The organism is Actinoplanes sp. NPDC048988, assembly GCF_043197815.1.
Taxonomy (GTDB): Bacteria; Actinomycetota; Actinomycetes; order Mycobacteriales; family Micromonosporaceae; genus Actinoplanes.
The window spans coordinates 341,768-363,503 of the sequence record NZ_JBICTW010000004.1; the positions used below are offsets into that span (position 1 = coordinate 341,768).

20 protein-coding genes are annotated in these 21,736 nt (G+C 72.5%); 13 read left to right on the forward strand and 7 right to left on the reverse strand.

Annotated features, from left to right (window positions below):
• Positions 1-95: 95 nt before the first annotated feature.
• Together ACGFJ7_RS16025 and ACGFJ7_RS16030 are read left to right on the forward strand one after the other, a co-directional pair.
• Positions 96-1,982: an amylo-alpha-1,6-glucosidase gene (locus ACGFJ7_RS16025; protein WP_392642563.1), complete on the forward strand. Its 1,887-nt coding sequence runs from the start codon at positions 96-98 to the stop codon at positions 1,980-1,982.
• Positions 1,983-2,046: 64 nt separating this feature from the next.
• On the forward strand, positions 2,047-3,264 hold the full coding sequence (locus tag ACGFJ7_RS16030; protein ID WP_360243448.1) for a glycosyltransferase family 4 protein: 1,218 nt from the start codon (positions 2,047-2,049) through the stop codon (positions 3,262-3,264).
• Here the strand turns inward: ACGFJ7_RS16030 and ACGFJ7_RS16035 are convergent.
• The 3 genes from ACGFJ7_RS16035 to ACGFJ7_RS16045 are packed head-to-tail and all read right to left on the reverse strand — an operon-like array spanning position 3,247 to position 5,991.
• Positions 3,247-4,152, reverse strand: a complete 906-nt coding sequence (locus ACGFJ7_RS16035; RefSeq protein WP_392642564.1) for a ketopantoate reductase family protein — start codon at positions 4,150-4,152, stop codon at positions 3,247-3,249. The genes ACGFJ7_RS16030 and ACGFJ7_RS16035 overlap by 18 nt on opposite strands.
• A 1-nt stretch (position 4,153) precedes the next feature.
• A complete protein-coding gene (locus ACGFJ7_RS16040; RefSeq protein WP_360239851.1) occupies positions 4,154-4,420 on the reverse strand; it encodes a UBP-type zinc finger domain-containing protein in 267 nt (88 codons plus the stop codon).
• The gene (locus ACGFJ7_RS16045) at positions 4,417-5,991 is read right to left on the reverse strand and encodes a Na+/H+ antiporter (protein WP_360239854.1); all 1,575 of its coding nucleotides are present in this window, start codon (positions 5,989-5,991) and stop codon (positions 4,417-4,419) included. The genes ACGFJ7_RS16040 and ACGFJ7_RS16045 overlap by 4 nt, the downstream gene beginning before the upstream one ends.
• A 64-nt stretch (positions 5,992-6,055) precedes the next feature.
• Here ACGFJ7_RS16045 and ACGFJ7_RS16050 point away from each other — a divergent pair, with 64 nt between their 5' ends.
• The 5 genes from ACGFJ7_RS16050 to ACGFJ7_RS16070 all read left to right on the forward strand — a co-directional run bounded on the left by ACGFJ7_RS16050 (position 6,056) and on the right by ACGFJ7_RS16070 (position 11,750).
• The gene (locus tag ACGFJ7_RS16050) at positions 6,056-7,039 is read left to right on the forward strand and encodes a ketoacyl-ACP synthase III (RefSeq protein WP_360239857.1); all 984 of its coding nucleotides are present in this window, start codon (positions 6,056-6,058) and stop codon (positions 7,037-7,039) included.
• Positions 7,036-7,770 carry a glycosyltransferase family A protein gene (locus ACGFJ7_RS16055; RefSeq protein WP_392642565.1) on the forward strand — a complete coding sequence of 245 codons (735 nt, stop codon included), beginning with the start codon at positions 7,036-7,038 and terminating at the stop codon, positions 7,768-7,770. The genes ACGFJ7_RS16050 and ACGFJ7_RS16055 overlap by 4 nt, the downstream gene beginning before the upstream one ends.
• On the forward strand, positions 7,770-9,182 hold the full coding sequence (locus ACGFJ7_RS16060) for a class I adenylate-forming enzyme family protein (RefSeq protein ID WP_392642566.1): 1,413 nt from the start codon (positions 7,770-7,772) through the stop codon (positions 9,180-9,182). Before ACGFJ7_RS16055 ends, ACGFJ7_RS16060 begins: the two co-directional genes overlap by 1 nt.
• A 23-nt stretch (positions 9,183-9,205) precedes the next feature.
• Positions 9,206-10,681 (forward strand): cytochrome P450, encoded by a 1,476-nt coding sequence (locus tag ACGFJ7_RS16065; protein ID WP_392642567.1) that lies wholly within the window; start codon positions 9,206-9,208, stop codon positions 10,679-10,681.
• A 235-nt stretch (positions 10,682-10,916) separates the two neighbouring features.
• Positions 10,917-11,750: an NAD-dependent epimerase/dehydratase family protein gene (locus tag ACGFJ7_RS16070; protein ID WP_392642568.1), complete on the forward strand. Its 834-nt coding sequence runs from the start codon at positions 10,917-10,919 to the stop codon at positions 11,748-11,750.
• Here ACGFJ7_RS16070 and ACGFJ7_RS16075 read toward each other — a convergent pair.
• The gene (locus ACGFJ7_RS16075) at positions 11,734-12,324 is read right to left on the reverse strand and encodes a fibronectin type III domain-containing protein (protein WP_360239869.1); all 591 of its coding nucleotides are present in this window, start codon (positions 12,322-12,324) and stop codon (positions 11,734-11,736) included. The genes ACGFJ7_RS16070 and ACGFJ7_RS16075 overlap by 17 nt on opposite strands.
• 61 nt (positions 12,325-12,385) lie before the next feature.
• Positions 12,386-13,099 carry an EcsC family protein gene (locus tag ACGFJ7_RS16080; RefSeq protein WP_360239872.1) on the reverse strand — a complete coding sequence of 238 codons (714 nt, stop codon included), beginning with the start codon at positions 13,097-13,099 and terminating at the stop codon, positions 12,386-12,388.
• Positions 13,100-13,307: 208 nt separating this feature from the next.
• Between ACGFJ7_RS16080 and ACGFJ7_RS16085 the strand changes: the two genes are divergently transcribed.
• Positions 13,308-14,213, forward strand: a complete 906-nt coding sequence (locus ACGFJ7_RS16085; protein WP_392642569.1) for a proteasome assembly chaperone family protein — start codon at positions 13,308-13,310, stop codon at positions 14,211-14,213.
• Here ACGFJ7_RS16085 and ACGFJ7_RS16090 read toward each other — a convergent pair.
• The gene (locus ACGFJ7_RS16090) at positions 14,146-14,940 is read right to left on the reverse strand and encodes an alpha/beta hydrolase (protein WP_392642570.1); all 795 of its coding nucleotides are present in this window, start codon (positions 14,938-14,940) and stop codon (positions 14,146-14,148) included. The genes ACGFJ7_RS16085 and ACGFJ7_RS16090 overlap by 68 nt on opposite strands.
• Before the next feature lie 332 nt (positions 14,941-15,272).
• Between ACGFJ7_RS16090 and ACGFJ7_RS16095 the strand changes: the two genes are divergently transcribed.
• The 5 genes from ACGFJ7_RS16095 to ACGFJ7_RS16115 all read left to right on the forward strand — a co-directional run bounded on the left by ACGFJ7_RS16095 (position 15,273) and on the right by ACGFJ7_RS16115 (position 21,562).
• Positions 15,273-15,875: a hypothetical protein gene (locus tag ACGFJ7_RS16095; protein WP_360243454.1), complete on the forward strand. Its 603-nt coding sequence runs from the start codon at positions 15,273-15,275 to the stop codon at positions 15,873-15,875.
• A 1,279-nt stretch (positions 15,876-17,154) separates the two neighbouring features.
• A complete protein-coding gene (locus ACGFJ7_RS16100) occupies positions 17,155-18,096 on the forward strand; it encodes a hypothetical protein (protein ID WP_360239881.1) in 942 nt (313 codons plus the stop codon).
• 83 nt (positions 18,097-18,179) lie between these two features.
• The gene (locus ACGFJ7_RS16105; protein WP_360239884.1) at positions 18,180-18,578 is read left to right on the forward strand and encodes a hypothetical protein; all 399 of its coding nucleotides are present in this window, start codon (positions 18,180-18,182) and stop codon (positions 18,576-18,578) included.
• A gap of 60 nt (positions 18,579-18,638) precedes the next feature.
• Positions 18,639-19,259 carry a tRNA (guanosine(46)-N7)-methyltransferase TrmB gene (trmB, locus tag ACGFJ7_RS16110; RefSeq protein WP_360239887.1) on the forward strand — a complete coding sequence of 207 codons (621 nt, stop codon included), beginning with the start codon at positions 18,639-18,641 and terminating at the stop codon, positions 19,257-19,259.
• Positions 19,260-19,438: 179 nt separating this feature from the next.
• On the forward strand, positions 19,439-21,562 hold the full coding sequence (locus ACGFJ7_RS16115) for an ATP-binding protein (protein WP_392642571.1): 2,124 nt from the start codon (positions 19,439-19,441) through the stop codon (positions 21,560-21,562).
• On the opposite strand, the gene ACGFJ7_RS16120 is transcribed toward ACGFJ7_RS16115, so the two are convergent.
• Positions 21,559-21,732, reverse strand: coding sequence for a hypothetical protein (locus tag ACGFJ7_RS16120; protein WP_360239893.1), 174 nt, complete (start codon positions 21,730-21,732; stop codon positions 21,559-21,561). The genes ACGFJ7_RS16115 and ACGFJ7_RS16120 overlap by 4 nt on opposite strands.
• Between the last annotated feature and the right edge of the window lie 4 nt (positions 21,733-21,736).

A 21,736-nucleotide genomic window follows, 5' to 3' on the forward strand; every position in this document is an offset into this window, starting at 1 on the left:
ATGGCCGGTACGGCGTCTGCGCGACCGCCCGGTTACCCGCCGAACAGGTAAGGGCGACATGGTTTGCCACCGCCGAAACTGAGCATAGATGCGTCGTGCCGATCATTTTCGGACCGCACGACTGCGGCTCCACCACCCGGGAATGGCTTGTCACGGACGGCACGGGTGGGTTCGCCACCGGCACCGTTCCGGGCTTGCGGACCCGCCGATACCATTCGCTGCTCACCGTGGCCGACCCCGCCACCGCGATCCGGCACACCGCGCTGGCCGCGCTCGACCTGACGGTGACGCTGCCCTCCGGCACGAAGGTGCCGCTCTACACCCACGAGTGGGCCTCCGGCGCCGTCGCGCCCGCGGGGCACCGCTACCTGGAGACGTTCGCGCTGGTGGACGGGGTTCCGCGGTGGCGCTGGCGTATCGGCGACGTGGTGATCGAGCGGGAGCTGGCCCTGCGGCACGGCCACCCGTCGGTGGGGGTGACCCACCGGGTGGTGTCGGCGCCCGGGCCGGTCGGCCTGGCCGTGGCGGCCATGTGCACGTGGCGCGACGCGCACGGCGAACGGCACGCCTCCGGGCCCGGACTGCGGGCCGAGCAGGTGGCCGACGGGGTGGTCGTCGAGGACGCGTACCGGATCGCCGGCCCCGGCTGGCAGCCCGCCGGCGAGTGGCATCTCGGCGCTTTCGCCCGCGAGGAGGAGGCGCGTGGCCTGCCGGCCGTCGAGGACCTGTGGCACGCGGGCACGTACTTCGACCGGGTGAATCCGGGCGCGACCCTGGAGATCTCGGCCTGGGCGGGCGACCTCGGGCGGCGGCCGCCGCCGGCCACGGCGGTGATCACCGAGGCGCGGGTACGGGCGCGGAAGCTGATCGCCGGGGCCAAGGCCGACGAGACGCTGGTGCTGGCGGCCGACGCTTTCGTGGTGCGCACGCCCCAGGGGCCGGACGTGGTGGCCGGGTACCCGTGGTTCGGCAGCTATCTCGGCGACACGATGACCGCGTACGAGGGGCTGTTCCTGGACACGAACCGGGCCGACGAGGGCCGGGAGCTGCTGACCGCCCGTACCGGAAACGCGTCTTCGACCTGGACAGAACCCGAAGGATCATGGGCGCCGAAGGACTCGCCGGACGCGCCGCTGTGGCTGGTGCACGCCGTCGACCGGCATGTGCGGCGCACCGGCGACAGCGACCTGGCCGCCGAGCTGATCGGACCGCTCGGCCGGCTGCTCGGCGAACGGCTCGGCGGTGGCGGCCCCCTCGATCTCGACCCGGCCGACGGCCTGCTGCGGCTCGGGCACGCGGGCACCTGGATGAACGGCTTCACCGAGGACGGCCCGGTCACGCCCCGCGTCGGCAAACCGGTCGAGATCAACGCGCTGTGGGTGAACGCGCTGGCGGCCATGGCCGACCTGCACGTCGAGGCCGGACTGGACGACTCCTCGCTACGCGACCGGCACGCCCGGGCCCAGCACGCGTTCCGCGACCGCTTCCCGGCGCCCGAGGGCTGGCTCTACGACGTGATCGAGGGGCCGGCGGCGACCTACCCGCTGGGCGCCGGCGCCCACCACGACGATCCGACGCTGCGGCCGAACCAGCTGCTCGCGTGGTCACTGCCGCACGGCCCGATGCGCGGAACCTCCCTCTTCGCGATGGGCGAGGCACTGCTGACGCCGCTCGGGCTGCGGACCCTCGCCCCGAGCGAGTACGGATATCAGGGCGTGCACCGTGGCGACCGCGACGAACGCGACATCGCCTACCACCAGGGCACGGTCTGGCCATGGCTGATCGGCCCGTACGCCGACGCCTGCGCCGCCACCGGCCTGCCCACCGACGGCCTGCTCACCGGCCTGAAGGCCCATCTGTCCGAGTGGGGCGTGGGATCGGTCAGCGAAACCGCCGACGGCGACCCCCCACACCGCGCCACGGGCAGCCCGTTCTCCGCCCGCTCCGTCGCCGAACTACTCCGCACAGAACTGAACCTCTGAAAGCGGCTTCGCCGCACTGCAAGATCAAATCATCGTGGAGGTACGAGCCGTGACCAGCATCCTCATGCTCTCCTGGGAGTACCCGCCGCTGCTGGTCGGCGGCCTGGGCCGGCACGTGCACGCGCTCGCCACCACCCTGGCCGCCGCCGGCCACGAGGTCACGGTGGTCACCCGGCACACGCCGGGCACGCTGCGGGAGGAGTACGCGGAAGGCGTCCGGATCATCCGGGCCCCCGACGACGCGCCCCGCTTCGAGGTTCGCGACGGCGACCTGCTGGCCTGGGCGATGGCCTTCAACCACACGCTGACCCGGGCCGCCCTGCGCGCCGCCCGCACCGGCACCTACGACGTCGTGCACGCCCACGACTGGCTGGTCGCCCACGCCGCCGTGACGGTCCGCGACCACCTGGACATCCCGCTGGTGGCGACCATCCACGCCACCGAGTCGGGCCGCCACCAAGGCTGGCTGCCGCACCCGCACAACCGCACGATCGACGACATCGAGCGCTGGCTGGCCCACGAGGCGGTCCGCACGATCGTCTGCTCCGACTACATGCGCGACGAGGTGCAGCGGCTCTTCGACGTCCCGGCCGCCCGGGTCGACGTGGTCTACAACGGCGTCGACGAGCTCCGCTGGTTCGCCCGCCCCCGCGCGGTCGCCGCGGCCCGCCGCCGCTTCGCCGGCTCGGACGGTCCGCTGATCAGCTTCGCCGGCCGCCTGGTCTACGAGAAGGGCGTGCAGCACCTGCTGGCCGCGGTCCCGGCGCTCAGGGAGAGGCACCCGGGCCTGCGCGTGGTGATCGCCGGTGACGGGCCCTACCGCGCGGAGCTGGAGGCGCTGGCCACCGAGGGGGTGACGTTCGCCGGCTTCCTGACCGGCCACCACCTGACCGCCCTGATGGGCGCCTCGGACTGCTACGTCGTGCCGAGCATCTACGAGCCGTTCGGCATGGTCGCCCTGGAGGCGGCCGCCGCCGGAACCCCCATCGCGGTCGCCGACACCGGCGGCCTGGCCGAGATCGTCGACGACGGCGTGACCGGCGTGAAGTTCACCCCCGGCTCCCCCGATGCCCTGGCCGAGGCGGTCGACACCGTCCTGACCGACCGCGACCTGGCCCGCCGCATGGCCCGCCGGGGCCGCCGCAAGGTCCGCGAGGACTTCGCCTGGCCCGGCATCGCCGCCGCCACCCTCGACACCTACGACCGGGCCCGCCACCACGACGCCGACCGCGTCACCCGCGAGGCCGAGAGCGTCCTGGCTCAGCTAACCCCGCTGAGCTGAGTAGATGGCGAGGTTGGTGTAGGCGGCGGACAGGGCCGGCACCGGGACGCCGTGCTTGTCGGCCTCGGCGACGAAGTCGCCCAGGATGGCGTCGGCCTCGACCGGGAGGCCGGCCATCATGTCGCGGTACATCGACGAGGTCATGGGCTGGTCGGTGGAGAGGCCGTTCTGCAGGACGGACACGGCGGCCGGGCGCGGGGTGTGGCCGGCCGCGGTGGCGATCGCCATGGCCTCGGCGGCGATGCGGGCGCCGAAGGCGTTGCCGCCGGGGGCGCGGTTGATGTCGCCGACCGTGGCCCGCATCAGGGTCGTGGCGGCGCCCAGGCTGGCCAGGAAGACCCACTTCTCCCACATGTCCTGGACGATCGTGGGTGAGGCGAAGGCGTCGAACTCGGTGCCGCTCAGTGCCGCCTCGACCTCGGGGCGCTCCGTGCCGTCGAGCGAGCCGAAGCTCAGCTTGTGCAGGCCGGTCATCTGGACCACGTCGCCGTCGGCGTTCAAGCTGGCGTGGATCAGGCAGACGCCGCCCCAGGCGCGGGACGGGCCGAACGCGCCCACCAGCTCCTCGACGTGCCGCATGCCGTTGAGCAGGGGGATGACGACCGTCCCGGTGCCCACCGCGGGCGCCAGGTCGATCATCGCCTGTTCGAGGCCGTAGCTTTTCACGGCGATGACCACGATGTCGTACGGGCCGTCGATCTGCCCCGCCACGACCGTGCGCGGCCGTACCGAAGTCGTCCCGTCCGGTCCGATGATCTTCAGGCCACGATCGCTCAGGGACGCCGCGCGCGGCGGCCGGACCAGGAACGTGACGTCCCGGCCGGCCGCGGCGAGGCGGCCACCGAAGTAGCCGCCGGTCGCGCCCGCTCCGACGAAGAGGATGCGCACGTCAGTAGCCCAGGAGCTCGTCGTCGAAGCACCACTTCCAGTTCTCGCCCGGCTCGAACGATTTCATCACCGGGTGACCGGCCTCCTGATGGTGCGCGGACATGTGCCTCCGCGGCGACGAATCGCAGCAGGCCACCTTTCCGCAGGTGAGGCATTTACGCAGGTGGACCCAGTCGTGATGGCCGTCGGCCACGCACTCGGGGCAGCCGTCGGAATACGCCGACTGGGGTGCCGGGTCGCCGGACTCCTTGAGATGCAGGCAGGTCAATCTTCACTCCGTGTCAGCTGGGACTCTTCCAGGTCGAGATCGCGCTGGGCGCGGGTGAGCACTTCCTCGGGGATACGGCCCTCGTTGCGGGCCACCTTGAAGACGCGCCGCTCCGCACCGATCATCTCGCGCCGCAGCCGACCGTACGCCGCCGACGGCGTCTCCTGCTGCTGATTGCCCAGCCGCTCCCACGCGTTGTTGGAGCGGCTGTCGACCAGGGCGCGCAGCCGGTCGACGACCGAGGCGGGCGCGCCGTCGGCGTGTTTCTCCAGCGCCTCGAGCGCGGCCCGGCTCGCCTGATGCTGCACTCCGGCCTCGGCCAGGGCGTCCTCGGTCGTGGTGTCCTCGCGGACCTTCAGCACCCGGGCCAGCCACGGCAGGGTCGTGCCCTGAAGCAGCAGGGTGACCACGATCACCACGAACGCCACGAAGATGAACAGGTCGCGGGGATAGTCGGGCACCCCGTTCTCCCCGGGCACCGGCAGCGTCTGGGCGGCGGCCAGCGTCACCACGCCGCGCATGCCGGCCCACGAGATGACGGTCGGCACCGCGACCGGCGGCCGTTCCTCGCGGTTGCGGACCTTCGGCAGCAGCCGGGCCAGGTAGGTCGCCGGGTACATCCAGACGAACCGCGTCAGGATCACCACCAGCACGGCGGCCACGGACACCTGGATGGTCGTGGCGACCGGCGTCTCGATGCTCTCGCCGATGCTGCGCAGTTGCAGGCCGACCATGAGGAAGACCACGCCCTCGAGCAGGAAGTTGATCATCCGCCAGATGGCGTCCATCTGCAGGCGCGAGGTGGCCGACAGCAGGTACGGGCGGCGGTGGCCCAGGTACAGGCCGGCGATCACCACGGCCACGACGCTGGAGCTGTGCACCTCCTCGGCGATGATCACCACGACGAACGGCGTGAGCAACGACACGGCGTCGTCGAGCAGCGAGTCCTCGATCTTGCGGTGCAGCTTGGCCGCCAGGAACGCCGCCACGAACCCGATCACCAGACCGCCGCCGGCCTTGAGCGCCACCTCGCCGGCGATCGGCCAGAAGCCGACCGCGGCGCCGGCCAGCGCGCCGACCGAGATGCGGACCATCACCAGGGCGGTCGCGTCGTTGAGCAGACTCTCGCCCTCGAGGATCGTGACCACCCGGCGCGGCAGGCCGACCCGGCGCGCGATGGCCGTCGCGGACACCGCGTCGGGCGGGGCCACGACCGCGCCCAGGGCAACGCACGCGGCGTACGGAATCTCGGGAATCAGCAGGTGAACGGCGGTGCCGACGGCGAACGCGGTGACCAGCACCAGGCCGACCGCGAGCAGCAGAATGGGCCGCAGGGCCCGGCGGAACGCGGGCACCGAGGTCTCCAGCGCGGCCACGTACAGCAGCGGCGGCAGAATGCCGATCAGCACCATCTCGGGCTCGAGATGAGCGTCCGGGAAACCCGGCACGTACGACAGCGCGAGGCCGGCCACCAACAGCACGAGGGGGGCGACGAAACCCAGGCGGCGGGCCAGAGCGGCGCCGATCACCGAGATCGCCACCAACACGACCACGTCGACGATGCTCTCCATGGCGGGAAGCTTATAAGTACTCGTGCTCACGACCGGATCACGTTCGTACGGCAGGCTGTCGCCCATGAATGTGGGAATAACCGGGATCGCGTACGCCCTGCCGGCCCGCGAGGTCACGACCGCGGAACTCCAGCGGCGGGTCGCGCCGAAGCTGCCCCCGCGGATGTTCGAGCAGGCGACCGGGATCACCCGGCGCCGGGTGGCGGCCGACGACGAGTACGCCTCGGATCTGGCCGTCGACGCCGCGACCAAGGTGCTGGCCGACGCCGGCCGCGATCCGCTCGACATCGACCTGCTGCTGTTCGCCAGCGCCACCCGGGACATGGCCGAGCCGGCGACCGCGCACGTGGTGCAGGCCGCGCTGGGCAGCCGGGCGCACGCGCTGGACGTCACGAACGCCTGCAACAGCTTCCTCAACGGCATCGACCTGGCCCGCTCGATGATTCTCACCGGGCGGGCGCGCACCGCGCTGGTGGTCACCGGTGAGACGCCGACCCGGGCCATGCGGCCCTCTCTCACCAGCCTTGCCCAGGCCCGTACCGCGCTGGCGGGTTACACGTTCGGTGACGCCGGGGCGGCCGTGCTGGTCGAGCCGGTGGCCACCGGCGGAATCCTGGACGTGGACGCGGAGACCCACTCCGAACACTGGACCGTGGGCGGCATCTTCGGCGGCGGGTCCCGGCACCCCCGGGGTGACGAGCACACGTACTTCTCCGGCGACGGCCGCCGTCTCCGGGCCGTCTTCGAGGAGATCGGCCCCGGACTGATCGCACGCGTGATGAAGCGCTTCGACCACTCCTGGAGCGATTACGCCCGCGTGCTGGTCCATCAGGTGACCTTGCCGTATCTGTCGCGCTTCGTCGAGGTCACCGGCGTTCCCGAGGACAAGCTCGTGATCACGGTCGACGAGCTGGGCAACATGGCCTCGGCCACGCTGGGCGTCCAGCTCGCTCGGGCATATCCGGACTTGAACCCGGGAGATCGGGTGCTGATGGTCGGACTCGGCGGCGGCGTCAGCCTGATGACCATGGTGTGGGAGGTGTCATGAGCGCGCCGCTCTGGGTGGTCGTGCCCGCGTACAACGAGGAAAGCCGGATCGCGGCGACCCTCGATGCTTTGGCGGCGCAGACCGACACCGACTTCACGCTGCTGGTCGTCGACAACAACTCGACCGACGGCACGGCGTCCGTGGTCCGTCGTTTCCGAGCCCCGTTCCCGGTCCAGTTGCTCATCGAGACCGACAAGGGCGTGGGCTGCGCGGTCGACACCGGCTTCCGGCACGCCATCGCGGCGGGCGCTGTCTTTCTGGCCCGTACGGACGCCGACTGCCTTCCCGCCCCCGGCTGGGTCGCCGCCGCTCGCGAGGCCCTGACCAGAAGCAACGGCATGGCCTGCGGCAAGATCACCGCCCGGGCGGACGAGCACGGTCCCCTCGGCCGCGGCTTCTTCCGGGTGCTGGTCGGTCTGGCCGCCTTCTTCGGCCGCATCCGCCCCGCGCACCGCAAGCCCGAGTTCAAGGCCCCGTACCGCATGCACGCCGGCAACAACATGGCCATCACCGCCGAGCTCTACCAGGTGTGCGGCGGCATGCCCCGGCGCCCCTCCCCCACCGACCGCACCTTCCTCAACCGCGTGCGGCGCACGACCGCCGCCATCGTCCACAGCCGCGAGATGGTGGTCGCCAACTCCACCAGGCGGATTCGGGCGTACGGCGTACTCGGCACCGCCAAGTGGTACCTGGACCGCGGCAGCGGCCTCCGGACGGCGGACCCGCGCTGATGCTCACCGAACTCCTCGACTCCCTGCACGCGGGCGACGGCCGCCCCGCCCTGCCCGGCGCCACCCGAGGCGAACTGGCCGAGCTCGTCCGCGGCTACGCCGTGGCGCTCGCCGACCTCGATCCGGGCGACACCATCGCGTTGGCCGTACGCCCGGGACCGCGCTCGCTGGCCACCCTGCTCGCCGCGTACCACCTGGGCCTGCGCGTCGCCGTGCTGGACCCGACCGCCGGCCCGGACGTCCTGCGGGCCCGCCTGGCCCTGGCCGCGCCCAAGCTCGTGCTGGCCGACGCCGCCGCCCAGGCCGTGGCCGGCTGGGCCGCCCGCCTGGCCCGCCGCGCCCACCTCGCCCTGCCCGAACTCGGCGCGATAGCGCCGGTGCGCACCGTCGGCCGCCGGCTGCCCGGCTCGCCGCCCGCGCTGCGTCCCCGGCCGGGCCGTCTCCCCCGGCGGTACGAGGGTGAGGGCGACGCCGTCATCGTCTTCACCTCGGGCACGACAAGCCGCCCCCGGGCCGTGGTGCACACCCGCCGTTCCCTCACGGCCGGCATGACAGCCGTCCACGACCTGGTCCGCCCGGTGCCCGGCGCGCCGGTGCTCGGCGGCACGTTCTTCGTGCTGGTGCCGTCCCTGGCCGGGGGCGCCCCGGTGGCCTTCCCGTCGCGGCGGGCCCTGCCCCGCCAGATCCGCGAGCTGAACCCGCAGGCGACCTACCTGACCCCGCCGCAGATCCGCGCCGGCCTGGCCGCGGGCGCCCGCTTCACCGGCCGCGTCTACAGCGGCTCGGCCCCGGTCAGCGCCGCCCTGCTCTCGGCCGTACGCCGCTCCGGCGCGGCCGAGGCGTGGGGCGTCTACGCCTTGACCGAGGTCTTCCCGGCCGCGGCCGTCGAAGAGTCGGAGAAAGCGGCCTTCACCGGCGACGGCGACCTGGCCGGCCGGCTGCTGCCGGGTGTCACCGCCCAGGTCGCCCCCGACGGCGAGCTGCTGCTGTCCGGCCCGACCGCCGCCGACCGCTACCTGGGCGACGATCCCTTCGAGTGGGTCGCCACCGGCGACATCGGCCGGGTCACGGAGGACCGGAAGGTCGTCCTGGGCGGCCGCGCCAAGGACATGATCCTGCGCCGGGCGGAGAACATCTATCCCGGCCTGTACGAGCCGTCGCTGCACGTCCCCGGCGTCGAACTGGCCCTGCTCGTGGGCGTCCCCGCCGGCGACGGCGACGAACACGTGGTGGCGGTGGTCCAGACCACGGCCGGCGCGGACGAGCGCACGGTGCGGTCGGCTCTCCGCGAGCCGCTGGCCCGGATGGGCTCGGCCCGCCCCGACCGGCTCGTCTTCGCCCGGATCCCCCTGGCCGGCCGCTCCCGCAAACCCGACCGCCAAGCCACCGCGGCCCTGGCGGCCCGCCGGTGAACGCCCGCGGTCGTGATCGGCGCGTGTACCTGGCCAGCCATCCGGTCCTCTTCGCGCTGCTGGCCGTCACCCGCCGCCGGCCGGCGCTGCGGATCGGCCGCAATGTGCTGGTGCACGACCGGGAGGCATACCGGAAGGCCCTGACCAAGGTCCCCCTGGACCGTACGGCCGAGGGCACGACCGGCGGCGCCGCGGGCGCGCTCGCGGGCCGCGGCGCCCTGTTCGACCAGCACGGCGACGAGCACCGCGACACCCGCCGCGGCACCGCCGACCTGCTGGGCGCGGCCGGGGTGGCCCGCCTGCGCCCGATCTGGACCGCCCTGCTCGCCGACCGCCTTCAGTCGCTGGAGAAAGGAGAGGACGTCGACCTGGTCCCCCTCACGGCCGAGATCGCCGGAGCAACCGCCGCGGCCCTCCTGAAGGTCGACGTAGACCCCCTGACGCTGGCCGCGGCCGCCCGGAAGGCCGCCGCCGCCGCGGCCCGAGCCCACTTGCCCGGCCCGGCCCGCCACCGCGCCGAGAAGTCGGCCGAAGCAGCCGCCGCCCACCTTCTCACCCTCCTGACCCCCACCGCCCCACCCGCGATTCCCGACCCCACCCGAAGCGCCGCAGCCCTCTCGCCCGCCGACGAAGACGCAGCCCTCCACCCTGCCCAACGGGCGGAAACGCTCGACTCCGCCCGGCGCGACCCAACCGCCGACCCCGACCGGCGGGGCGCAGCGCTCGACTCTGGGCGGCAGGGTGTGGCCTTTGATGGCGGACGAGAGGATGCGGCGCTGGCGGCGATGCTGGCCGTGGCGGCGATCAACACCACCGTGGCGGCCATTCCCCGGGCGGTGGCCTGGGCCTGCGACGCCGGGCTGTGGGAGCACGCCGCGTCGCCGGCGCTGGCCGAGGAGCTGTTGCGGGTCACCGCGCCCACTCCGCTGCTGCCGCGGGTGGCGGCGGCCGAGGCCGAGGTCGGTGGCTGCCCGGTCCGGGGCGGTGACCGTATGTTGCTGATCGCCCGGCACGCCGCCGAGGCGCACCGCCGCGACCCGTGTCCCGAGGATCCGGCGCCGGCCCAGATCTCGCAGTTGGTCTTCGGCGCCGGCCCGCACGCCTGCCCCGGCGCCCGCCTCGCCCGCACCCAGCTGGAGGACGTTCTGGCCGCCCTGGCCCCCTCCCGCCCGACGGTCGTACGGGCCCGGGCCGACCGCCGCTCCGCGTTGCCGGGCTGGCGCTCCTTGACCGTGCGAGCCACGATGCGCGCCCCGCATGGTGCCCCTTTCGCCGGCGCATCTCGCGTCCCGCATGGTGCCCCTTCCGCCGGCGCATCTCGCGTCCCGCATGAGGCCCCTTCCGCCGGCGCATCTCGCGTCCCCGGGCAACGCACCGGTTGCCCGGAGGCGTTCCCCGGCACCGCGTCTGCCATGCCGGCGGCGCATCGCACCGATGAGAGTCGCGAAGGCCACCGACCGCGCCCGGGCAACGGAGGCTGTGCGGATGAGCCGCGATGACGGAAGCCCGCGGACCCCACTACGACGACGGACAAGCGCGCGGCGAAAGTTGCTGCGCCGATGACGGTGGCGGTGAAGGTGTGGCGCGGTGACGGATGCCAGTGGGTTCTGCGGGAGCGAAGAGGCTCGGTGAAGGTCGCGGTGACGGGTGCCAGTGGGTTTTGCGGGAGCGAAGAGGCTCAGTGAAGGTCGCGGTGACGGGTGCCAGTGGGTTTTGCGGGAGGGAAGAGGCTCGGTGAAGGTCGCGGTGACGGGAGCCAGTGGGTTCTGCGGGGCGGAAGTGGCTCGGCGAGCGGCGGCGGACGGGCACGACGTGACCTGCCACGGGCGGCGGCCGGGGCCGGTCGGGCGGCACCGGCCGTGGGACGCCGCGCGGGAGGTGCCCGACTTTTCCGGTGCTGATGTGGTGCTGCATCTGGCGGCGGCCGTCGGGGACTCGCGGCATGGGGACTTCGAGCGGGTGAACGTCGACGGCACCCGGCGGCTTCTCGCGGCCGCCGGGGATCGGCCCGTGGTGTGGGTCAGCAGTGCCAGCGTCTACCGGCCGGGGCCCTATGACCGGGCCGTCGGCGAGGACCATCCCACCGACGGGCAGCGGACCGCCTACGGGCGTACCAAAGCGGCCGGGGAACGCCTCGCCCTCGACGCCGGGAAGGTCGTGCTGCGGCCGCGCGCCGTCTACGGTGACGGCGATCCCCACCTGCTGCCCCGGCTGCGGCGGACCGTTCGGGGTGGGCGCGCCTGGCTGCCCGGGCCCGACGTTCCGCTGAGTCTGACCGCGGTCGGCAACCTCGCCCAGGCCTGCCTGGCCGCCCCTCGGTGGCCGGCCGGGGCGTACAACATCGCCGACGATGTCGTGTACCGGCGGGACTCGGCCGTGGCGGCGGTGCTCGGTGTGCCCGTACGGCATGTGCCTGTCGCCGTCGCTCGGGCCGTTGCCGTGGTGAGCTCGTGGCGGCGGGAGCCGATGCTCACGCCGTACTCCATCGATCAAGTCACCGACGGCCTGGTGCTGGACATCGGGCGGGCGCTGGCGTGCGGGTACGCCCCCGTCACGCGGTTGTGCTGACCACCTGTGAACGGGCCACCGTCTTGGCGAGCGTGCCGTCGCTGCCGAGGCGGGTCGTGACCGCGTCGACCGAGAACTCGTAGCGGGTGTCGCGGTCGAGGCCGGTCACCGTGGCGCTCATCATCGCGCAGGCGGGGCCGGGGGTGACGACCGTCCAGCCGATGTCGCGCTGCTCGCCGAGCAGGGCGTCGTGGCTGATCGCGGTGACCCGGTAGTCGACCAGGTTGTCGCCGCCGGGGTTGTACCAGGTGACGGTGGCCGAGGTGGCGCCGGTGACCGCGGTGGCGCCGTTGATCGGGTTCCGCTTGTTCGGCGGGCACGAGGCCGAGCCCGTGGGGGTGGGCGCCGGCGTCGTGCTCGGCAGCGGCAGGAAGCCCGTCGGGAACGGGGTCGCGGTCGACTTGGCGCCGGTCACCACCGGGGACGGTGTCGCGCTGCCGTTGGCCACGCGGACCCAGGTGGTGCCGGGGGTGACCGGCGCGTTCGGCGTGCTGCCGCCGCTGCCGCACGCGGCCAGCAACGGCACCAGCGCGAGCGTGCCCAGTCCCATGGTGCCCAGCCAACGACGACGCACTCGCAGCCTCCGTCCGTTCGGTTCCCGTCAGGGGTTCCGTTCGGCCGGAGACGGCGGCAACTTAGTCGCGTCGGTAGAGCTCGCGGGTGCGTACCGCCAAATTTCTCGTCGCGGCCGAGTTGGCCCAGGTGCCCAGGACCACGGCCGCGCCCGGAATCATCTTGGCGAAGATCTTCTTGGCGGTCTGTACGCCGGCCATGCCGGCCAGCTTGACGCCGAGCCGGACCATCGTGCCGCTCAGCGGCCGGGCGGTCGCCTCGCCGAGCAGACGGCTGGCCCGCTCCCGGCCCGCGGCGACGCCGAGGGCGAGACGGGCGGTCTGCGCGACCTTGTGCACGCGCTGGAGGACCAGCAGGTCGGTGGCGCGTTCGGAGGCGGTCGGATCGTGGTCGTACGCGGCGGCGACGTGCAGCACCATGCGGGCTTGATTCCAGGCGAGGACGCCGACGTCGAGGACCGCGCCGGGCAGGCCGGTGGCGCCGGCGGCGGCGCCGGAGATGCGGGCGAGGGTGGTGAACCTCTTGATCGCCAGGTCGGCGAGCTGGTGGGGGGTCAGCTCGGGGTGGTCGGCGCGGGTCAGGCGCACCCACTCGGTGGCTTCGGGGCCGAGGCGGCGAACGGCTTCGAGGGCGAGGTGCTCCGGCGCGTACGTCGGGTCGGCCTTCATGCGCGACCAGAGGGAGCCGGGGGGTTCGGCGGTTTCGGCGAGTACGGGACGTTGCGGGGCTTCGGTCACAGATCGCTCCGAGGGGGGAAGGGAACGTTCCCGTGCCATTGTGCCGTGCGGATGCACGTGCACGCGAGACCCGATCTTCGGTTGTGCCTTCTCCGAGATCTTCGCTGCCCGAACGTCAGGGCCACATCACCGATTCGGTACGTTTTTCATGTGTCGACGGGCACAAGCCGGTCGCACGGAATGAAAGCCGGGGCAGGCTTGTTCGCACCGGGTACCCCGTTTTGGACCACAACAGGAGGCGTTCGACGTGCTCGACCCACACGAGCTGTACGAGCTGGCCGACGACCTGCCCGAGCTCGACGAGCCGGTCCTCGTCCAGGCGCTCACCGGGTTCGTCGACGCGGGCAGCGCGATCCAGCTGGCCCGGGAAAGTCTGCTCGACAGCCTGGAGAGCCGCGTGATCGCGACCTTCGACGTCGACCAGCTCCTCGACTACCGGTCCCGCCGCCCTCCGATGATCTTCGTTGAGGACCACTGGGAGAGCTACGAGGAGCCGGCCCTGGCCCTTCACCTGGTCCGCGACCAGCTCGGCACCGAGTTCCTCCTGCTCACCGGGCCCGAGCCCGACCTGCAGTGGGAGCGCTTCATCAGCGCCATGGTGGCCCTGACCGAGCGCTTCGGCGTCCGGGTGACCGTCGGGCTCAACGCGATCCCGATGGCCGTGCCGCACACCCGCCCCGGCAGCGTCACCGCCCACGCCACCGACAAGTCGCTGCTCGGTGACCGCGAGCCGTGGCTCCAGCGGGTGCAGGTGCCGGGCAGCGTCGGCAACCTGCTCGAGTTCCGGCTCGGCCAGGCCGGGCGCAGCGCCATGGGCTATGCGGCGCACGTGCCGCACTACCTGGCCCAGACCACGTACCCGGCCGCCGCCGAGCTGCTGCTCGACTCGCTCTCCTCGGGCACCGGTCTGGCCCTGCCCACCGGCGACCTGCGCGAGGCGGCCCGGGCCGTCCGCGACGACGTCGACAAGCAGATCGCCGACGACGAGCAGGCGACCCGCCTGGTGGCCTCGCTGGAGGCGCAGTACGACGCCTTCCTGCGCGGCCGCGAGACCAACCTGCTCGCCGACACCGACCGTCCGCTGCCTACGGCCGAGGAGCTGGGGGCCGAGCTGGAGCGCTTCCTGGCCGAACAGGGCCGCGAGGATTCGTGAAGAAGTCCAGGACCTGCTGAATCTCCCGGTCCCAGTACGCCCAGTCGTGATCGCCGGGAGTGAACGCCGAATCCAGCGTCACTCCCGCCTCGGCGCACACCCCGGCGAAGCGCTGGTTGATCTCGGCCAGGTAGTCCTCGGTGCCGCAGCGCAGCATCAACGGCGGTAGCTGGTCCACGCGCGCCCGGCGGACCAGATGCAGCAGGTCGTCGTCGGTGCCCCCGGCCTTACGGCCGGCGAAGACCCGGTCCATGAGGGCGCGGATGTGCGGCCGGTCGTCGTGTTCCTGCAGGTACGCCAGGTCGAGCGCCCCGGACAGGCTGGCCGCGGCGGCGAACCGGTGGGGTTCGCGCAACGCCCACTTGAAGGCGCCGTAGCCACCCATGGACAACCCGGCCACGTACGTCCGCCGGGGTTGATCGGAGACCTTGAAGAACCGGTGGACGAGCCGCGGGAGCTCGTCGCTGAGGAAGGTCCAGAACTTCATCCCGTACGCCTCGTCGGCGTAGAAACTGCGGTGCACCTGCGGCATGACCACGGCGAGCCCGCGCTCGGTGGCGTACCGCTCGATCGAGGTGAACCGCGTCCAGGCGGTGTCGTCGTCGGTGAGCCCGTGCAGCAGGTAGAGCAGCGGCGGCGGCTCCACCCCGTCCTGCGGCAGCACGACCGTCATCGAGGTGTCCAGCTCCAGCGCCTCAGAGGCGAAATCAACACGGATCAAGGCCATTGAGCGACCGTACGCCTGGCGTCACGCGCCCTTCGCTCCCACGGCGACGCGATCTTCCGCCCCCGCCGCCGCACCCTCAGCCGCCCGCGCAGCCCGCCCGCGCAGCTCGTCGCCGAAGTTCTCCGAAGCCGACACTCACATATCGACCATTGTGCCCACGCCCCGGTTGGGAATGTCGTACCCGTCGATTAGAATGTATGTACGAAAGATGCCCTCTGACCTGCTGATCTTCAGCGTGTTTCGGGTGTTTGAGTTAGGAGATCGACGTGAACTCGTCCGTGCTGAGTGTTCCCTCGACCAACCCCGTGCCCGTCATCCCGCCGTACGCGACCATGCTCGGTTTCACCCGGTATGTGACGCGGACCGGCCCGGCCAAGGCCACCTTCGTCGGCGGCCTGCGCCGCGCCCGCGAGCGCCGGTCCGGCTTCAACCCGCACGGCCAGCTCGTCAAGGCACTGAAGGCCGACATCGCCTTCCGCACCGGCGGCAGCTACCTGTCCGGCGTGGTCGATCTGGTCAAGGAGCGCTGGAAGCCGCTGTACGAGTCGGTCAGCGCCGGCGCCAAGACCTACCTGGCCTCCCTGGGCGACCCCGAGCAGGTAGGCCTGGCACAGACCCGCGACGCCCTGGCCACCGTCGGCCCCCTGGCCGTGAAGATCAACCCCCACTTCGGCCTGCGCTACGAGGACGGCCGCCGCGAGGCCGTCCGCCTGCACTTCGACGAGAACCCGCCCACCCCCGAGGCCGTGACGGCAACACTGCACCTGATGGCCCGCCACATGGACCAGATCCTGCCGAACGCCGAGCCCGTCCTGGTCGACCTGCGCCGCGGCACCACCCACCGCATGGACCCGTCCGCCAAGCCCAACGACATCGAGGCCTGGCTCTCCGGCGAGGCCGCCGCCTTCACCGCCATGTGGGGCGCCCCCGCCTGACCCACCCACCGTCCCGCGGCCGCCCCGGTTCCCGACCGCCCAAGTCCTCCGGGGCGGCCGCGCCCTACCCACCGCCCAGCCGGCGACCATTGCGCTACCAGCCCCCACCCGGGCCTGCGCCGCAACCCCGGCTCGCAGCATCCCCACTGCCACCCAGGCCGTCGCCGCAAACCCGGCCCGCACCATCCGCACTGCCACACAGGCCGTCGCCGCAAGCCCGGGCCGCAGCATCCGCGCTGGCGTCGCCGCAAACCCGGGCCGCACCATCCGCACTGGCGTCGCCGCAAACCCGGGCCGCAGCATCCGCGAGGGCCGCCCGACGCACCGTCGTTGCGGCGGATCATCGCCTCGCGGGCGTCTCGCATGCCCTTAGCTCGCATCCCCTGGTCAGCCGCGACCCTGCACACTCCGTGGTAGTTCGGCCGTGGGCCAACGCAGCGCCACCCACTGTTGCCGTCAGGCCCCTCCGGAGTGGCGTCGACGGTTCGCGACCACTTCGAGACGCCGCACGGACAGCCAAAACACCTTCCTGGCCCTCCGCGGCGCCGAGCCGGCCAACGGTCGGCTAGCGTCCGCGCGGTCCCAGGGCGGGCAGTCCCAGGACGGGAAATCCCAAGACGGACAGCCCCAGGACGGACAGCCCCACGACGAGCCAACCTTGGACGGGCGGTCCCACCACGAGCCAACCTTGGACGGGCGGTCCCACCACGAGCCAACCTTGGACGGGCGGTCCCACCACGAGCCAACCTTGGACGGGCGGTCCCAGCTTTGAAGCGGGACCAACGAGACGGCGGGACGGGACGGCCGGCACAGGGCAAGCGTCCCGGTGCGGGGGACGGAGGGCCTGACGCGGCACAGGGCAAGCGTCCTGGCGCGGAGCGAGAACGCTCGGCGCGGGGCGAGAAGGCTCGGCGCGGGGCGAGAAGGCTCGGCGCGGAGCGAGAAGGCTCGGCGCGGAGCGAGAAGGCTCGGCGCGGAGCGATAAGGCTCGGCGCGGAGCGATAAGGCTCGGCGCGGAGCGATAAGGCTCGGCGCGGAGCGATAAGGCTCGCGGGCTAGAAGGCTCGCGGGGCGAGAAGGCGCGGCGCGAGGTGCGGGGTGGGGCGCGTAGTGGGTGTTCGGGTGGCGGGCGCTAGCTCTGATTACCGCCGTGTGGGGGAAATTCGGGGTTTCGGGTGGGGAATGCCTTAGGTGCAGAACGGTTGCGACGATGCTCTCGGTGTACAGCACGGCACCGGCGCGTCGGGGGGCGTTCGTCATGGGAGCATTTGGTCGAGTTGTGGGCCTGGCGGTGGCGGGGGTCGCGGCGGGCACCCTCGTGCAACCGGTGGCGGCGCAGGCCGCGGGCAAGCTGCCTGGGCTGGTGGCCTATGTGCGCGGTGGGGATGTCTACGTCAGCGACGGCGGGGCGGAGAAGCGGCTCACCTCCGGCGGTAACCAGGCTCGGCCCCGGTGGGCGCCGGACGGGAAGCAGATCGCCTTTCTCAAGGGTGGGCTGCTCTGGGTCATGCGGGCCGACGGGAGTGGGCAGCGGCGGCTGACCACCCGGCCCGCGGCGGGGCCCTCGTGGTCGCCGGACGGGAAGTGGATCGCGTTCTCGTCTTTGTCGTGTTCGGGTGGGCCCGGGGTGTACCGGATCGCCGTCAAAGGGCAGGCGCAGCCGGAAGTTCTGTTTCCCCGGGACTGCCGTGGGGAGGAACTTCCCGCCGAGCCGGCGCCGGTGACGTCGCGGGCCGGGTCGCTCAGTGAGCGGCTGGCCGGGGACGACGCGGTGGCCTGGTCGCCTGACGGGAAGCAGGTCGCGTTCCGGGGTGGCAGCTGCGAGTCGGTCTACGACGCCTGCCTCAGTGTGGGGACCGTGGCCACCGGCGGGGAGCAGACCGTGGCCGCGTACGGGGGTGGCTCGCTGCAGAACCGCGGGTTCGCCGTGGTGCCCAGCTGGCGGCCGGACGGGCGGAAGCTGGCCTGGACCGCCTACCAGGAAGGGGAGACCGCGGCGCAGAACGAGCCGGTGCATCTCGTCGAGTACGACACCACCACGCGGGCCAAGCGGACCGTCGGCGGGGCCGGTGACCGCGAGCTGGCCTACGTCGACAAGGCGCGCGCCGTGGCGACCGGGCAGAACGCCGGTGGCTCCTGGGTGATGGTGGTCGGGCTGGCCGACGGGACCCGCAAGCCGTTCCGGTCCGGGTCGCAGCCCAGCGTGCAGCCGGTGGGCTAAGCAGAGTCGCCGGAGGTGCCGATGAGGGTGTTGACCGGTGGCGACGAGGTTGCCACCGGCCGGCTCTCTGATGGAGGTACTGCATGAGCGTCTCCGGTCTCGGTACCGCGCGAACCCCTCACCCCCCGGTGACCCCGCTGCATCGGGCCTCCCGGGCGGACAAGCCCGCGCCGGCGCGCACCGACTTCGACTCGCTGACCGGCAGTGACCGGGAGCTGATCTTTCAGGTCACGGGGCAGCGGGTGGGGCCGGGGTTCGATCCGGCCAAGGACCACCCCACCGCCTTCGCCGCGATCATCGCGGCCGAGCGGGCCAGCGGTCGGCTCGCGCCGGGGCAGGACGCTTCGGCGCTCTACGTCAAGGACCTCAACCGGCGGTACGAGCGGACCGGCGGCCCCAACCCGGTGGCCCCGTACATGGCCAAGGCCCTGGCCTATCTCGCGCAGACGACGGCCGCTCGCCGGATCGACGTCAGCGCCTGAAAAACTGGGGTGGTGCAGGAACATCCACCCATCCGGACCTTTCATCCGCGCCGCGGTCGCATGAGCGCGCGGCACGCCGACGCGCACGCCGAACTGTGGCCGCGTCTCGGGCTGACCGTCGAGGACGGCGACCGTACGCCGCTGAGCCTGCCCGAGTTGTTCGGGCGGGACGCCCCGGTCGTGCTGGAGATCGGCTTCGGGATGGGTGACACCACCGCGGCGATGGCGGCGGCCGACCCCGGCCGGGACTATCTGGGCATCGAGGTGCACACGCCGGGCATCGGGAACCTTCTCGCGCTGGCCGGGGAGCTCGGCCTGGACAACCTGCGGGTGGCTCGGGGCGACGCCATGGAACTCGTCCATCGGCTGTCGCCGGGGTCGATCGCCGCCGTGCACATTTTCTTCCCGGATCCGTGGCCGAAAGCCAGGCATCACAAGCGGCGTCTCGTACGGCCGGGCAACGTGGCCCTGCTGCGGGAACGGCTCCGCCCGGGCGGGGTGCTGCACTGCGCCACCGACTGGCCGCACTACGCCGAGGCGATGGCCGAGACACTGGACGCCGATCCGGGGCTGGAACGGCTCGACACCGACCGGGCCGACCGGCCGGAGACCAAGTTCGAGCGGCGCGGCTCCCTGGCCGGCCGGCCGATCGCCGATCTTCGCTACCGGCGCCGCGACTGACCCGGCCGGCCCCGCCGCCGAAGACGGCCGGCGGCCTCGCGTGACCACGCCGCTCGTCCGGTGGTGGTCCCCGTGCTTGTGTGTGGGTACGCGCCAACCCCGTACAACCGAATTTGGGTCTTTTTGGTTATTGGCACCTTATAGGGTGAAGGTAACGGAGGCGGGCCGGAAGGTAGGCGATGCGGCGAGACGACCCAGGCCTGAGCGGCGGAGAGACGGCGCGTGAGCCGGCCGCCGGGCCCGGGGGTGGACTGCCGTGGCGGCCCGAGGGGCTGATGCAGGTGGCCGAACTTCATCGCGGCGTGCTGACCAGTGGGGCCGCCGATCAACTGGCGGCGCTCGTGGCGCGGGCCGCGCACGCTCCGGTCGGGCTCATCCATTTCGTCCAGGGCGGCAAGCTTCGGCTGTACGGGGGTTACGGGCTCCGGATCCCCTGGCAGGACGTCGCCGACACGCCCCTCGAGGACTCGCTGGCCGGTCTCGTGGTGCGCGGTGACGCCCCGCTGGTGATCGACGACGTGCACGCCGACGATCGGGTGCCGGCCGACAACCTGGAGTCGAGCGGGGCCTACCTGGGGCATCCGATCCGCGACCAGAGCGGCGCCGTGCTCGGCATCTGCTGCGCGGTCGACGAGAAGCCCCGGCAGTGGTCGGCCGCCGACATCGCCTCGGTGGCCGAGGCCGCGCAGGTCAGCACCCTGCTCATCACCGAACAGCTGAACCGGTACGAGATCGACCGGCAGCGGCGCTTCCTCGACGCGGTCCTGGACAGCCTGCATGACGGGGTCACCGCGTGCGACGAGCAGGGGCAGATCGTCTTCGTCAACGAGCGGATGCGCAAGCTGTGGGGTGAGAGCGGGCTGTCCGACGACACGCTCGACCAGCTCACCGACGCCGGCGGCAAGCCGATCCGGCGGGCCGACCTCGGACTGTTCCGGGCGCTGCGCGGCGACCACGTGGCCGACGCCGAGGTGGTGCTGCACGGGCAGCACGGGCGTTCCCGGCACTACCTGGTCGACGCGCACCCGATCGTCGGGCCGGACGGGCGTACGGTCGGCGCGGTCCAGGCCGTGCAGGACGTGACCCGGCGCAAGCGGGTGGAGCGGTTCCGCACGTGCGAACTGGCGGTGATCACCGCGCTGGCCGAGGCGCCCAGCATCGAGGCGGCCGGCCCGCGCGTGCTCGAGTCGGTGGTGAGCACGCTCGACTGGGTGCACGCCGAGCTGTGGCTGGTCGACAAGGCGGCCGCGGTCGTACGCTCGGCGGCCCGGTGGAGCGCGCCCGGCTGGCGGGAGGACATCGAGACGCCGGTCGACCTGCCGTACGGCACCGGCCTGGCCGGGCGGTCCTGGCAGGTCGGCAAGCCGCTGTGGATCCGCGACGTGGGCCAGCCGCAGAGCCTGATCTCGGAGGAGACGGCGGCGACGTCGCGGCTGCACACGGCGCTGGCCATCCCGGTACGGGAGGGCTTCGAGACACTGGGCGTGCTCACCGTCTTCGCCGACACGGTGGAGGATCCGGAGGACGAGCTGCTGGCCCTGATGTCCGGCATCGCCGCGCACATCGGCCAGTTCGTCGAGAAGAGGCTCGTCGAGGATCTGCAAAGACAACTGATCCGTACGAAGAACGAGTACCTGGCGCTGGTCGGGCACGAACTGCGCACGCCGCTGACCTCGATCAGCGCCTACACGGAGCTGCTACGGGAGGCGGACGAGAAGTCCCTGGTCGCGGACGGTCCCCGCCTGCTGGAAGTGATCGAGCGGAACACGAACTCGCTGCGCGACATCATCAACGAGCTGATGGAGCTGAACGCGCTCGACACCGGCCACGCCGACGTGCAGCTGATGCCGATGGACCTGGCCGAGGTGGTACGCGACTCGGTGGCCAAGGCGCGGGCGGCCATCGACGGCGCCCCGCTGGTGATCGAGGACGAGCTGCCGGACCAGCTGATGCTGCCGGGCGACCGCAAGCGCCTGCGGCAGGTGGTGGACAACCTGCTGGGCAACGCGGTCAAGTACAGCCCCGACGGCGGCCGCATCGGGGTGACCCTGCGGGCGACCGGGCACGCGGCCGAGCTGGCCGTCTCGGACGCCGGCCTGGGCGTCTCGGACGACGAGCGGGACAAGATGTTCACCGGGCTGTACCGGACGGCGCGGACCAGGGACAAAGCCATTCCCGGTACGGGGCTGGGGCTGACCCTGAGCCGCGCGGTCGTCAGCAAGCACCACGGCAGCATCGAACTAGTCGACCACGACGGCCCGGGGTCGACGGTGCTCGTACGGCTTCCGCTGGTGGCCCGCTAGTCGGGCGCTTCCTCCTGCGCGTTGGCGCTCGTCTCGTTGATGCCGGCGTTCGTGCTGCCGTCGGCCGGGGTGGTGTCGGTGGGCGGCTTGTCGGTGGTGAACTCTCCGGTCTCCTCCACTCCCGTGACGTGCTGATCGGTGCTGGCGCCCTCGGCGGTGTCGTCGCTCATGACT